General features: G+C 51.6%; 12 protein-coding genes. All 12 read left to right on the forward strand.

Features of this window, described 5'->3' with window-relative positions:
- Positions 1-183 precede the first annotated feature (183 nt).
- Positions 184-1,221: a BMP family lipoprotein gene (locus tag ACFOUO_RS13820; protein ID WP_380705731.1), complete on the forward strand. Its 1,038-nt coding sequence runs from the start codon at positions 184-186 to the stop codon at positions 1,219-1,221.
- 86 nt (positions 1,222-1,307) lie between these two features.
- A complete protein-coding gene (locus ACFOUO_RS13825; RefSeq protein WP_380705732.1) occupies positions 1,308-2,831 on the forward strand; it encodes an ABC transporter ATP-binding protein in 1,524 nt (507 codons plus the stop codon).
- On the forward strand, positions 2,831-3,922 hold the full coding sequence (locus tag ACFOUO_RS13830; RefSeq protein WP_380705733.1) for an ABC transporter permease: 1,092 nt from the start codon (positions 2,831-2,833) through the stop codon (positions 3,920-3,922). The genes ACFOUO_RS13825 and ACFOUO_RS13830 overlap by 1 nt, the downstream gene beginning before the upstream one ends.
- Positions 3,915-4,850 (forward strand): ABC transporter permease, encoded by a 936-nt coding sequence (locus ACFOUO_RS13835; RefSeq protein ID WP_380705734.1) that lies wholly within the window; start codon positions 3,915-3,917, stop codon positions 4,848-4,850. The genes ACFOUO_RS13830 and ACFOUO_RS13835 overlap by 8 nt, the downstream gene beginning before the upstream one ends.
- Positions 4,851-5,060: 210 nt before the next feature.
- The gene (gene yfmF / locus ACFOUO_RS13840) at positions 5,061-6,359 is read left to right on the forward strand and encodes an EF-P 5-aminopentanol modification-associated protein YfmF (RefSeq protein ID WP_380705735.1); all 1,299 of its coding nucleotides are present in this window, start codon (positions 5,061-5,063) and stop codon (positions 6,357-6,359) included.
- The gene (gene yfmH, locus ACFOUO_RS13845) at positions 6,346-7,626 is read left to right on the forward strand and encodes an EF-P 5-aminopentanol modification-associated protein YfmH (protein ID WP_380705736.1); all 1,281 of its coding nucleotides are present in this window, start codon (positions 6,346-6,348) and stop codon (positions 7,624-7,626) included. The genes yfmF and yfmH overlap by 14 nt, the downstream gene beginning before the upstream one ends.
- 65 nt (positions 7,627-7,691) lie before the next feature.
- Positions 7,692-8,447 carry an elongation factor P 5-aminopentanone reductase gene (gene ymfI, locus ACFOUO_RS13850; RefSeq protein WP_380705737.1) on the forward strand — a complete coding sequence of 252 codons (756 nt, stop codon included), beginning with the start codon at positions 7,692-7,694 and terminating at the stop codon, positions 8,445-8,447.
- A 98-nt stretch (positions 8,448-8,545) separates the two neighbouring features.
- On the forward strand, positions 8,546-8,803 hold the full coding sequence (locus ACFOUO_RS13855) for a DUF3243 domain-containing protein (RefSeq protein WP_380705738.1): 258 nt from the start codon (positions 8,546-8,548) through the stop codon (positions 8,801-8,803).
- Between the two features lie 257 nt (positions 8,804-9,060).
- Positions 9,061-9,834 (forward strand): DUF3388 domain-containing protein, encoded by a 774-nt coding sequence (locus ACFOUO_RS13860; RefSeq protein ID WP_380705739.1) that lies wholly within the window; start codon positions 9,061-9,063, stop codon positions 9,832-9,834.
- A 43-nt stretch (positions 9,835-9,877) separates the two neighbouring features.
- A complete protein-coding gene (locus ACFOUO_RS13865; RefSeq protein ID WP_380705740.1) occupies positions 9,878-11,056 on the forward strand; it encodes a helix-turn-helix domain-containing protein in 1,179 nt (392 codons plus the stop codon).
- A gap of 35 nt (positions 11,057-11,091) precedes the next feature.
- Complete coding sequence (locus ACFOUO_RS13870; RefSeq protein ID WP_380705741.1) at positions 11,092-12,321, forward strand: helix-turn-helix domain-containing protein; 1,230 nt, start codon at positions 11,092-11,094, stop codon at positions 12,319-12,321.
- 154 nt (positions 12,322-12,475) lie between these two features.
- On the forward strand, positions 12,476-13,381 hold the full coding sequence (locus tag ACFOUO_RS13875) for a helix-turn-helix domain-containing protein (RefSeq protein ID WP_380705742.1): 906 nt from the start codon (positions 12,476-12,478) through the stop codon (positions 13,379-13,381).
- Positions 13,382-13,534: the final 153 nt, after the last annotated feature.

The following is a 13,534-nucleotide window of genomic DNA, read 5'->3' on the forward strand; positions in this document are numbered from 1 at the left end:
AACAATAAAGGAGCATATTTCTGGGCAAGCATGATGGACAAGCTTTCCAGGTATGGTATCTGTATTCACAATTTTACGCTTAAAAAGCGCTTACAACCCATGGTCGGGTGTGGATGATGGGTGATTGTTCGATGCTGGTCGGATTTGTGCTCTGTTTGATTTCTATCAGGGGGGTTCAATTGTATGAAGCTGAAAGCTCTAGGGGCGTTACTCCTGAGTGCTGCGCTGGTGACTGTAACGGGTTGCGGGGCAGCTCAAGACAAGGGTGGCGGTAACGACGACAAAGGCTTCACCGCAGGGTTGGTGACTGACACCGGAGGTTTGAACGATGAATCCTTCAACCAGACAGCCTGGGCCGGAATGAAAAAAGCCGAGAAGGATCTGGATGTCGGCATCAAAGCCTTGGAATCCAAACGGGACTCTGAATTTGTCCCCAACCTAACCAAGTTCGCCCGTGAAAATCGGGATCTCATCTGGGGGGTTGGTTTCAAATTTGAAAAGGCGATCCCGGATGTCGCCGATCAGTTTAAAAACAATCACTTCGGAATCGTCGACAGCAATCTGGGAGGGAAAATTCCGGATAATGTAGTCGCCGTCACCTTCAAGGAAGAAGAGGGATCCTTTCTGATGGGTGTGATCGCTGGCTCCATGACCAAGACGAACAAGGTCGGCTTCATCGGCGGCGTCACCTCTCCGTTGATCAAGAAATTTGAATCGGGCTTTACTGCCGGCGTAAGAGCGGCCAACCCGAAAGCGGAAGTGAAACGGGTGTATGCTGAAAGCTTTACCGACGGGGCGAAAGGGCGCTCCCTCGCATCCAACCTGTACAACGATGGGACGGATATCATCTACCACGCTGCTGGCGGGGTGGGCAAAGGCCTCTTTGATGAAGTAAAGACCCGAAAAAAAGGGAAGTACTGGGCTATCGGTGTTGATATGGATCAATCCCGGCTCGCTCCCGACCACACCCTTTCCTCCATGGTAAAGCGGGTGGATGTGGCGGTTTACGATATCATGAAAGAGCATAAAGAGGGTAAATTCCCCGGTGGTAAGGAAGTAAAACTGGGCCTCGAGGATAACGGAGTCACTTATGCTGATACGACCAAAAAGCATGTACCGGAGAAGGTCTTGAAGAAAGTGGACGAGTACCGTCAGCAGATTATCGACGGAAAGATCAAGGTACCAGCCACTGAAGCGGAATTGAAGAAGTTCAAACCTTAAACGCTTAACACACCATTTTTTGGAACGAAGCGAAAAGGGCCAGCTCCAGCTGGTCCTTTTCGCCGCGACAGAAAGGGGGAGTTCCCATGAACGTCGTGGAAATGAAGGGAATTACGAAACGATTCCCTGGAATTGTTGCCAACGACAGCATCGACCTCACCGTCAAAAAGGGTGAGATCCATGCACTGCTGGGAGAAAACGGAGCCGGAAAATCGACACTGATGAATATCTTGTTCGGTCTCTACCAACCCGATGAGGGTGAGATCCGTATCAATGAGCGGAAGGCTGAAATTACCGGGCCAACCGTCGCCGGTGAATTAGGGATCGGAATGGTCCACCAGCACTTTATGCTGGTTGATCCCTTTACCGTAACAGAGAACATCATTCTGGGTGCAGAACCGACCCGCCGCGGACTCGTTGATCGAGCAAAGGCGGAACGGGAGGTTCAGGAGATTTCCGATCGATATGGCCTGCAAGTGGATCCGCGCGCTCGGATTCGGGACATTTCCGTCGGGATGCAGCAACGGGTGGAAATCCTGAAAACCCTCTACCGGGGAGCCGATATTCTTATCTTTGATGAGCCCACCGCTGTCCTTGGACCCCAGGAGATTGACGAACTGTGTGAAATTATGAAAAATCTCGTCCAAGAAGGTAAAACCATCATTTTCATCACGCACAAGCTGAAGGAGATTATGCGAATCTGTGATGCGGTGACCATCATTCGGCGCGGAAAGCATATTGGTACAGTTCAGACTGCTGAGACCAATGAAAACCGTCTTGCTTCGATGATGGTAGGCCGGGAGGTCACCTTTGACGTGGACAAGAAAAAAGCGGAATCAGGTGAAACGGTTCTGGAGGTACGAAACCTTTACGTATCGGATTCTCGAAACGTGGATGCTGTACGGGGGCTTAACTTGGAAGTTCGCGCAGGGGAAATCGTCGGTCTTGCCGGTGTCGACGGCAATGGCCAATCGGAGCTCTTGGAAGCGATCACCGGTTTGAAAAAGGCCAGGAAAGGTCACATCTTCCTTCATGGTAAGGAGATCACCAACCAAAAACCCCGAGCAGTCACGCGGAGCGGGGTGGGTCACATCCCTGAAGATCGGCACCGACGGGGCTTGGTCCTCGACTTTTCTATCGGGGAGAACATGGTTTTGCAGACCTATAATCAAAAACCTTTTGCAAAAGGATTGACGCTTCGCTATCCGAAGATTTATGAATACGCCACCAAACTCATCAAAGAATTTGATGTTCGTACGCCGGATGTCCATACACCGGCCCGGGCTCTTTCTGGGGGAAACCAGCAAAAGGGGATCATCGCTAGAGAGGTGGATCGGGATCCCGAGTTTCTGATCGCAGCCCAACCGACCCGAGGTTTGGATGTGGGAGCGATTGAATTTATCCACAGGCGACTTATCGAGCAGCGGGACAAGGGGAAAGCCGTCCTCTTAATGTCGCTGGAGTTAGATGAAATCCGGAAACTTTCCGACCGGATCGCTATTATTTATGAAGGTCAAATTGCCGGCTGGGTAGATCCCGCCACTGCGACGGAAGAAGAGATTGGTCTGTTGATGGCGGGTAGCCAAAGCGGCGCGGAGGTGACCCCCTAATGCAGGTTTTGTCTAAGATCAACAAGCAGTCTTCCTTCCTGACATCTCTTATCTCTGTCTTCCTCGGGCTTCTGGTGGGCGCAGTGATGATGATGGTTGCGGGTTATGATCCGATCTTGGCTTATACGGCACTTTTCCAAAGCGCTTTTTACCAGCCATACGATATCGGGGAGACGATACGGACGATCACACCGCTGATTTTGACTGGGCTGGCGGTGGGGCTGGCTTTTCGGACCGGCCTCTTCAATATCGGAGTTGAGGGACAGTTCATCATCGGGCAGTTGGTGGCGGTGATCGTCGCTTTGAAGTTGGATTTGCCCCCGGGTCTCCACGCAGCGGTCTGCGTTCTCGCTGGTGCCGCCGGTGGGGCCTTGTGGGCATTTCTTCCCGGTCTGTTAAAAGCGAAGCGTGGCGTTCACGAGGTTATCACCACGATCATGCTCAATTTTGTCGCCCTGTATGCTTCAAATGCTGTCATCCGTGTATGGTTAACTTCGGGAGCGGATTCGACGGAAAAGATTCCATCTTCTGCTTCCATCCGATGGGATGCGATCTCCCAGTTGTTCGGCAATTCCCGGATCCATTTAGGGATTGTTATCGCCCTTCTGGCAGCTTTTATCATGTATTATCTTTTGTGGCGAACCACCTATGGGTTTGAACTTCGGGCGGTTGGTTATAACCCCCTTGCCTCGGAATATGCCGGTATGAACGTCGACCGGAATGTGATTCTATCGATGATGATCAGTGGGACTTTCGCCGGACTGGCGGGGGCATCGGAATTGTTGGGAACTTCGGGGTATCTGGCCATCCAGGGAGCGTACACTGGCATCGGTTTCGACGGGATTGCCGTCGCCCTCCTAGGAGCCAACTCGCCCGTGGGCATTATCCTTGCGGCCTCTCTCTTCGGGATTCTCACCTATGGGGGGAGCAGCATGGAGTTTGCGGCGGGTGTGCCCTTTGAGGTGATCCGCGTCGTGTTCGCTGCGATCATCCTTTTCGTCGCTGCCAATATCGTCCGCTGGTATATGCAGCGTCGTAAACGGAAAAAGGTACAGCAAACCAACGAGAAGGCGGTGAAAACCGATGATTGAGACTTTGACCAACATTCTTCAGACAACGGTGTTGTATGCAACACCCTTGATTCTGACCGCGATGGGAGGCCTTTTTTCCGAGCGCTCCGGGGTCGTTAACATCGGACTGGAAGGCTTAATGACCATCGGTGCCTTCACCGCCGCTGTTACCACCCTCATTACCCACAACCCGTGGATCGGCCTGATGGCAGCGATGGTGGCCGGAATTCTCTTTGCTGTCCCTCATGCTGTCGCTTCCATCACCTTTAAAGCGGATCAGGTGGTAAGTGGGGTAGCGATTAACTTTCTCGCTCTTGGTATTTCTGTCTATTTGGTCAAGCACCTATACGAGGGAGCCGGGCAGACACCGCTGATCAAAGATGCCCTCCACCGACTTCCGATTCCGGGACTAGACCAGATTCCCGTCATTGGACCGGCGTTCTTCAATGCCTATCCCACAACTTATTTGGCGATATTGATTGTTTTCGTCAGTTACCTTGTACTCTATCGTACGCCTTTCGGTATGCGCTTGCGTGCGGTAGGGGAACATCCCCGGGCGGCGGAGACCACCGGTGTAAACGTCTTCCGCATGCGGTATGCAGCGGTTCTGATCAGCGGCGCCTTGGCGGGAATCGGCGGAGCAGGCCTGTCGATCGCTATCGGAAGCGAGTTTAACCAATCGACGGTGGCAGGACAGGGCTTTATCGCTCTGGCCGCTCTGATTTTCGGCAAATGGCACCCCTTCGGTGCTTTGGGAGCTTCTACTTTCTTTGGGTTTGCCGTTGCCTTGGCCCTGACCGGACAAATTTTTGGTTTGACGGCCTATGTTCCCAGCGAAGTGCTCAGTATGCTTCCCTATATCCTGACGATCCTAGCCTTGGCGGGTTTTGTAGGACGGGCGGAGGCGCCAGCTTCAATCGGGAAGCCTTACGAGACCGGAGGCCGGTAACGTAGGATCATCTTTGTGCCTTTGGCACTTGAAGTACCCTTCTCTTGAACGGGAAGGGTTTTTTTCTTTGCAGTTTCCCGACTGTCGCAACATTTCTGTGTCGACCGGTCATACTATGAAACAGTCGACCGGATTCTGCGCTTCCCTTTTCGGGGGAGGCGGCTTTGGACTATAATGGAAATGTATCGATTAAAGAAAAGAGGTGTCGGTGTGTCTTCTGTTCGCTTTGAAACGGTTCAGGCTGGAAATCTGCGCGTCCATGTCTGCTCCACGGATAAATTCAAAACCAACAGTATATCCGCTCTGATCCAGCAATCGCTGACAGAGGAGTCGGTAACCTTTCATGCCCTGTTGCCGGCGGTTCTGCAGCGGGGAACGAAAAGCTCCCCCTCTACCCTGGAATTAAAGCGGAAGCTGGATGATCTGTACGGAGCCACTTTGTTCGGAGATGTTTTCAAGCGGGGAGAACGTCATATCCTGCAGCTGGGGCTGGAGATCCCCAACGAGGAATATCTTTCCGAAACGGAATCCCTTCTGGAACGGGGAGCAGCCTTTCTCGGTGAAGTATTGACGACCCCAGTGATCGAAGGCGAAGCTTTTCGGGAAAGTTATGTGAAAGCCGAGAAAAAGAATCTCAAACAGAAAATCGAGAGCTTGTTGGATGACAAGATTCGCTATGCCGCCCAGCGATGTGTAGCTGAGATGTGCAAGGGTGAGCCATTCAGCCTTTTTAATCATGGACGTCTAGACGATCTGGAGCAAATTGATGCCGGTAACTTGTATACATATTATCGGGAATTGATACAGACCCGCCCGATTGACCTTTACTTTGTTGGAAATTTATCGGTGGATCGGGTTCTTCGGTTGGTGGAGCAATTTTTTCCGACGGAAGGCCGGGAACGAAAAGACGTGCCCCATGCTGCTGTGGAACACCAGGTGGATCAGATCAAAGACGTGGTCGATCATTTGGATGTAAAACAGGGGAAACTGAATGTGGGGGCACGCACGCAACTTTCGATTCGGGATGAGGATTATGTGCCGCTAATGATGTACAACGGCATCCTTGGGGGCTTCCCCCATTCCAAGTTGTTTATCAATGTCCGGGAGAAAGCGAGCCTCGCTTATTATGCTGCCTCTCGACTGGAAAGCCATAAAGGGCTCCTGACTGTTCAGTCCGGAATTGAGATCCAAAATTACCGAAAGGCTGTTGATATCATCCAAGAGCAATTTGAGTTGATGAGTAATGGAGAGATCTCGGAATCGGAAATGGAGCAGACCCGGGCGATGATGGTCAACCAACTCCGCGAACGGCAGGATCGGGCCTATGACCTGATCGATTCTCATTACCATGGTATCCTGAGCGGGATCGAACGACCTTTGGACGTGATGATCCGGGATGTCAAGAAAGTGACCAAAGAAGACGTGAAACGGGTTGCACAAAATATCCAAATCGATACCATCTACTTCCTGCGGGACAAAAAGGAGGGAGCGAAGGATGGAAAAAATTGAACATCGGCAGTTAAAAGAGACCCTTTACCATGAACAGCTGCCCAATGGACTCCAGGTTTATCTGCTGCCGAAACCGGGATTCAATAAAACGTATGCTACGTTTACAACCAAGTATGGTTCCATCGATAACCATTTCCGTCCTCCCGGTAAAGACGAGGTGAAGGTTCCCGACGGGATCGCCCATTTCTTGGAACACAAAATGTTTGAGGAAAAGGATGGGGATGTATTCGCCCGCTTCTCCAACCAGGGTGCTTCTGCCAATGCCTTTACCAGCTTTGAGCGAACGGCTTATCTCTTCTCCTGCACGGAAAAGGTGGAGGAAAATTTAACGACCCTGATTGATTTTGTACAGAACCCGTATTTCACGGATCAGACGGTAGAGAAAGAAAAAGGGATTATTGGTCAGGAAATTCGCATGTATGATGATAATCCCGACTGGCGTTCCTATTTTGGCCTGATCGAGGCGATGTATCAGAACCATCCAGTCCGGATCGATATCGCCGGAACCGTGGAATCGATTGCTGAGATTACCAAGGAGACCCTGTACACCTGTTACGAAACCTTTTACCACCCGTCCAATATGCTTCTATTTGTGGTTGGGCCCATCGATCCGGAGCCAATCATGGAATTGATACGGCAGAATCAGGCTGCAAAAAAGTACGACAAGCAAGGAGAAATCGGTCGTTATTTCCCCGAAGAGCCGGGTTCTGTTGCCAAAAAACAGTTGGAGGTCCGCCTCTCTGTCGGGATTTCCAAATGCTTGTTCGGCTTCAAGGAGAAAAAGATCGGCGGAACCGGGGAAGAGTTAGTCCGACAGGAACTGGCAACGGAAGTTATGCTGGAAGCCTTGTTCGGCCCTTCATCTGACCTTTATCAATCCCTGTATGATGATGGGTTGATCGATGACCATTTCGGCTACGATTACAGTCTGGAAAAAGGGTACGGCTTTTCCATGGCCGGTGGAGATACTCCTGATCCGGATGCCCTGCTGGTGCGGATTCACGAGGAACTCCCCCGCTTGATTGATGGGGGGATTCCGGCTCCCGTAGTGGAACGGATACGAAAAAAGAAGCTGGGAAGCTATCTGCGTTCTCTTAATTCACCGGAGTGGATTGCCAACCAGTTTACTCGGTATCGTTTTAACGATACGGACCTTTTTCGGATCGTTCCTATGTTGGAAGAATTGACGGCTGAGGATGTCAACCAGCGGCTTCGGGAACATATTGACTGGGAACGTTTCGCCGCTTCCATCGTAAGGCCCCATTGACGAATGGTTGATTGGCGTGCTCGCTACGGGCACGCTTTTTTACTTGAAAGCTAGGAGGTGAACCGATGGAAAAGTCGTTACAAGCTGAAACCGCCCTCATCTCCGGGGGGAGCAGGGGGATTGGGGCGGCTATTGCCCGGAAATTGGCAGCTGCGGGAGCTTCGGTAGCTGTCAATTACCAGCATTGTTCCGAGAAGGCACAAGCGGTAAAGGAGGCTTGCTCTGCACTGGGGGTGCAGTCTCGTATATACCAGGCCGATATTCGGTCCAGGGAAGAAGTGTCAAAGATGGCCGAAAGGGTCTTTCGAGAGTTGGGAGAGCCGTCGATCCTTATTCATAGTGCGGGTGTGGCAGGGGAAAGTCTCCTGTTTCAAGACGTGACCGATGACGAGTACGACCGACTGATGGATACCCATGTTCGGGGAGCCTATCTGCTCGTACAGGCTGTCCTGCCAGCGATGATCCGCCGTCGTTTTGGACGTATTGTCTTGGTCTCTTCCATCTGGGGAGAATCGGGAGGGGCTGGGGAAGTGGTCTATTCTGCTGCAAAAGGTGCCTTAAACGGGATGACCCGCGCACTTGCCAAGGAATTGGCCCCTTCAGGAATCACGGTCAATGCTGTCGCCCCTGGAGCGATCCTGACCGATATGTTGACGGATCAATTATCCGAAAAGGAACGCTCTAAGTTGGCCGAACAAATTCCTTCCGGTCGATTGGGGGAGACGGATGAAGTGGCTTCCTTGACAGCTTATCTTTGTCAGAGGGAAGCAAGTTATCTGACTGGTCAGGTGCTACATATAAACGGGGGCTGGTTTCCCTGATCGAGAGAATAGGTTCTCCTTCTTCTTTCGAATAAGTCCTGGATGTTTGAGACATATTACCCATAGAGGACAATTGGCTGAAAAGGAGGGGAAGGATCATGTCGGTCCTGAATAACTTCCAAGATTGGAAAAACTTTTTGAATGAGCGTGTTCAACAAGCCCATGCCGTCGGGATGAACGATCAGAAGATCGCTGACGTGGCACAGCAGTTCGGAGATTATCTGGCCCAGGGAGTCGACCCGAAAAATGGCGAAGAACGGCTTTTAAAAGAGCTGTGGGAGTGCGCTGACGAACAAGAGCAACAGACGATGGCGAGCCTGATGGTTAAACTGGTTTCTGGCGGAAATAACCAATAACGGCCCTAAAATCGGCATTTTCCCTTAAAAGGGATGCCGATTTTTTCATGGGTGGAAAATCAAATTCCAATAATACCCATTAATGAAAGGGGATCCGTTTTTAAATTACAGTGGTGTTTCATTTTTGGGTCAAACGATTTTCTTGTTCCATCAGGGTTCGCTTATTCCGAAACATGTGGTATACTATTAAACAAATTTGCTTGGTCTTCCAATTGTACAGAACACTTTGACACAGTGGCAGCGAAAGGTGTGTTGGAATGGGTGGCCATGACTGGTATTTGGAATATCAGATCCATAAGAACCGGCCGGGGCTCCTGGGAGATATTGCGTCGCTGTTGGGGATGCTTTCGATTAATATCCTCACGATCAACGGGGTGGAAAACAAACGGCGGGGGATGCTTCTCAATACCGACGATCGAGAGAAGATCCATGCACTGAAACATATCTTAAACCGCGTAGACAACATCACGGTTACCGCGATCCGGCCGCCGACTTTGATGGATCGCATGGCTGTCCGTCACGGACGCTATCTCGACCGTTGTCTGGAGGATAAGCGAACCTACCGTTTCACGAGAGAGGAACTGGGTCTCCTGGTGGACTTCATGGCAGAGCTTTTTCAGAAAGAAGGCCATCAGGTTGTCGGCGTTCGAGGGATGCCCCGAGTCGGCAAGACGGAATCCATCGTCGCCTCCAGTGTTTGTGCCAATAAGCGATGGACTTTTGTCTCGTCAACACTCCTCAGGCAAACCGTTCGCAAACAATTGGCAGAGGACGAAATGACGCCCAACAATGTGTACATTATCGACGGAATCGTATCCACCTTGCGTTCCACTGAGCGCCATCATATGTTGGTGCAGGAGATTATGAGAATGGGAGCGACGAAAGTGGTGGAACATCCGGACATCTTCGTCCAGGAAACCGAATATACCCTGGATGACTTTGATTATATAATCGAGCTGCGCAATAATCCGGATGAAGTGATTTCTTATGAGGTGCTTGACACGGATATGGCAGCTTTTGACATACGATGATTCGATGGATGGATGGATGAATGGATATCAGGAGGTGTCGTTTATGACAGGCATTGGCTCTCAATTGCGGCAGACACGAGAGTCCATGGGATATACCCTGGACCAAGTACAGCAAAGCACCAAGATTCATATCGAATATCTGCGGGCTTTGGAAAACGACCAGTTTGAAACACTCCCCAGCGCTTTTTATGTTCGTGCATTCCTTCGTACATATGCACACAGCCTGGGATTGGATGCCCAACCGTTGTTGGATCGTTACGAACGGGCTTCGGTAAACAACCGGGCTCCCCGGCGCGGGATGGACGGCCAGGCACGACAAAATCGGGGTGTTGCCCAGGACATGCATCAGGGCTTACAAACTCAGCCTCAGCCTCAACCTCGCCTCGGCAGGACTTACTCCCCCCGTTCGCAGCGGATGGATCCGCCTACTCGAGCCCCGCAGCAGGCTCCCCCTTATGGGAACCAGCCGCAACAACCTTCTCCTGGGGAACAGGCTCCACCAATTCCTCCACAGAGGACAAGCCGCTTCCGTGCTCTTCCGGAAGACGGCATGGAAGCGATGCCTCAGCAATCGATGCCTCAGCCATCGATGCAGGGGCCTTCCCAGCCTCCGAAGCAGCAGACGGGGTTCCAGCAAACGCAGCCTCAATCTGTCAGCCAGACCACGATGGTTCCCCGGCGTGTACAGCAGGAAGTGAATCGCGGGATGGCGGATGGAGACGGGAAGGCGCAGAAAAAGACAGGGGCGAGAACCTGGATCATACGGGCGGCTGCGATCGGTGCATTGATTCTTGTGCCGGTTGGTGGATGGTTATGGTACACCGGTGGCGACCAGACGGCTACCAATGCAGATACGACCGAATCGGAAGAAAGCAGCGACAATACGGTCAATGCCAAGGTTCCTGAAACGACGTCCCTTAACAAAGTAGAGACCGGTGGAGACATCGAAGGGGATCTCTTTGCTTTGAAGGGTGCTGACAAGGTGGAGATCGAAATCAAGGCCAATAACGGAAGCAGCGGTCTCGCCTACGGTTATGAAACGAATAACCAAAAAGAGAACTTCACCCTTAAAACAGGAGAAAAGCGGGTTCTCGAGGACAAGGACTTTATCTGGTTCCGTCTCTTTAAGCCTTCCAACACCGAAATCAAAGTAAATGGCCAAGACATCGATACCACGGCCCAAGATGTACCCAAAAGCTATCGTATCAAGTTAGAGAAATAACCTCTACCAAATTGTTTACCCAGGAGGTGGGCCGTGTGTCGATTGAAATCGGTCACCGCCTCAAGCAAGCAAGAGAATCCCGGGGAATCAGTCTGAATGCATTGGAACAGGAAACACGGATTCCACGCGAATACCTCGCTGCGTTGGAAACGGGAGATTTCAAGAGCATTGAGAGCTCCTACTATATACGCGCATACCTGCGAACCTATGCCAGTGCTGTCGGGCTTAACTCACGGGAGATCCTCAACCAGTACCGGATGTTTCGTCGGACAGGGGGTTCTCAGCCAGGGAGTCCCGATATTCAAACGGGCTCACTCCGTTCCGCTCCTTTACGGGGCGGGGAAGAGGCTCCGCTTCAACTGCCTGAGAACCCTGGTGGTTTATCCAGGGATCGTTCTCGCAAGCCGGAGAGTTTGCCCCCAGGAGACGATGGAGGGGGAGACTTGCAGCGGCCTTCCCGAATGTCCAGGCTTTCACGGTCGGAAAGGGGAGCTTCTCGTTCCGAGCAAATCAGCACCGGACGAGAAGACGGAAATTTCCCCCATACGGAAACGGCGGCTGGCCTCGGAACTCCGGCTGACGGCGGGTTGCGCCGAGTGAGTATGCCGCCGGATCTGCCAGCACCCCAGGAATTGGGGCTTCCCCCTCGTCAGGATGGAGAACCTTCAGAAGAATCCCCTCCTGAGGGGGGATCTTCTCCCTCCCGGTCGCTCAGCCGGAGTAATCGCTCTTCCTCTAAGGAAAAAGAAAGCTCCGGAAAAAAAAGCACGCTCGGCACCTGGTATACCCGATTTTTGATCTTGGGAGCAATCTTGTTAATCCCGGCGGCCATTTTTGTGGCGATGAAGGTCTACGGGGATGATGCAAATCCAGCACCTCAGAAGCCACCCAAGCAGGAAAGCCCCGCTCCAAAAGAGGAGGCTGCTGAAGAAGTATCTTCTTCGGAAGCAGAGGCTCTCTTGAGACCGGTTGATGTCGGAAGCGGGAAAATCGATCATTACGAGTTATCCAATGCTGATCAGATTGAACTGAAGCTAAAGGCAAAAGGGGAATGCTGGTTCCAAATCCGAGGTCAAGAGGTAGGAAATCAACTGGAAGACCGGCTTTTAAAAAAGGGAGACACCTTCTCTTTTGACTACAGTAAGGGGAAGGATCTCTGGATAGAGATGGGTCTTCCCAACAACGTAGATATGACCGTTAACGGAGAAGAGGTAAAAACCTCCTATGACGGAAGGAAAAAAATCCATATTTCCCTTGTCAAATGAAAGCTTCCTTTAGAAAGGGAGCTTTTTTGACAGGGAGAACAACACTCGGGTATACTGGACAGGGATCGGGAAGCGGACTCTTTTCCCCGTGAAAATTACGAAAGTTGGCCTTTTTCATAGGGTGCCGATGTGCCCCCAGGAGGTGGACCGCTCGATGTCAAGACCGACGGACCGGCTTCTACGGCGACGGAAAGAGGCCGGTCTGACGTTGGAGCAGATGCAGCAAAAAACCAATATACAAGCTGGCTATCTTGCAGCACTCGAACAAGGAGAATTTTCTGCCCTCCCGGGAAAATTTTATACCAGAGCTTTTATCAAAGCTTATTGCGGTCATCTTGGGGTGGATGCTGCTCCTATCCTGCGTCAGTTCGATGAGACGATGAGTACAGGGGAAAGGCTGTCGGTTCCCGTGCCTACGGAACCATCGAAGGAATTTGCGACAGAACCGGTGTCCCGCCTGAGTCGTAAGGAACGCTATAGCCGTCAGAAAAAGAAAAGGAAAACAAGGAGACGGGGAGGATTTCCTCCGATTCGCTTATGGCAATCCTTTCTTTCTTGGGCTTCCTCCTTACCGAAAAAAACGGTTCTGATCGTTTCTCTCAGCCTCGTCTTTTTCGCTTCTGCCGGAGTAGTGGGCTTTCTCTTTTTTTCTTCCGACAAAGAAGGGGGGAAGCCCTCAGGAACGGATGAATCATCCGGGGTTCAGGGCGATTCGCCTTTACCTACTGGTAACGAGGACAAAGCGGTGGTGGAACTGGTCAAGCCCTCAGAGACCTATAAATACGGAGATTTGTTTGAGGTGTCCAAGGCGAAAGAAGTGTCTGTCACGTTGGAAGCACGGGAGAAGACCTGGTTCCGTTATCGTGCTGGGGGGCCGACGAAAAAAGTCACCAAGCAAGCGAAGTTGTCGGCTGGTCGTTCGGAAACCTTCCGTGACCCTTCCTGGGTGTCCCTAATGGTGGGAAATCCCGACCGGGTAACTCTCAGGGTGAATGGCCACATCATCGACACGTCTTCGGAGACAGCCGCCCATTCGTATCAATTGAAAAGAAAGCCCTGATTGACGAAGGCACCGTTCCCGTTCGGTGCCTCCTCCTTTTTGACATGGGGGAATTCGTTGTATTATACTTACGGAAGAATTGCGAGAGTGGGAAAGCGGACGTGTCGAGCCCTCTTCCTCCGGGGCTCGTTTTGCCGATTTTGGCCCCTTCAC

It is taken from the genome of Salinithrix halophila, assembly GCF_042650125.1.
In the GTDB taxonomy this organism is placed as follows: Bacteria; Bacillota; Bacilli; order Thermoactinomycetales; family DSM-45169; genus Salinithrix; species Salinithrix halophila.

What these genes read in the sequence shown, in the direction of transcription:
- ymfI (WP_380705737.1), top strand. Translation starts at nt 7,692, where the DNA reads ATGGAAAAGTCGTTACAAGCTGAAACCGCCCTCATCTCCGGGGGGAGC.
- ACFOUO_RS13825 (WP_380705732.1), top strand. Translation starts at nt 1,308, where the DNA reads ATGAACGTCGTGGAAATGAAGGGAATTACGAAACGATTCCCTGGAATT.
- ACFOUO_RS13855 (WP_380705738.1), top strand. Translation starts at nt 8,546, where the DNA reads ATGTCGGTCCTGAATAACTTCCAAGATTGGAAAAACTTTTTGAATGAG.
- ACFOUO_RS13835 (WP_380705734.1), top strand. Translation starts at nt 3,915, where the DNA reads ATGATTGAGACTTTGACCAACATTCTTCAGACAACGGTGTTGTATGCA.
- ACFOUO_RS13875 (WP_380705742.1), top strand. Translation starts at nt 12,476, where the DNA reads ATGTCAAGACCGACGGACCGGCTTCTACGGCGACGGAAAGAGGCCGGT.
- ACFOUO_RS13820 (WP_380705731.1), top strand. Translation starts at nt 184, where the DNA reads ATGAAGCTGAAAGCTCTAGGGGCGTTACTCCTGAGTGCTGCGCTGGTG.
- yfmH (WP_380705736.1), top strand. Translation starts at nt 6,346, where the DNA reads ATGGAAAAAATTGAACATCGGCAGTTAAAAGAGACCCTTTACCATGAA.
- ACFOUO_RS13860 (WP_380705739.1), top strand. Translation starts at nt 9,061, where the DNA reads ATGGGTGGCCATGACTGGTATTTGGAATATCAGATCCATAAGAACCGG.
- ACFOUO_RS13830 (WP_380705733.1), top strand. Translation starts at nt 2,831, where the DNA reads ATGCAGGTTTTGTCTAAGATCAACAAGCAGTCTTCCTTCCTGACATCT.
- ACFOUO_RS13865 (WP_380705740.1), top strand. Translation starts at nt 9,878, where the DNA reads ATGACAGGCATTGGCTCTCAATTGCGGCAGACACGAGAGTCCATGGGA.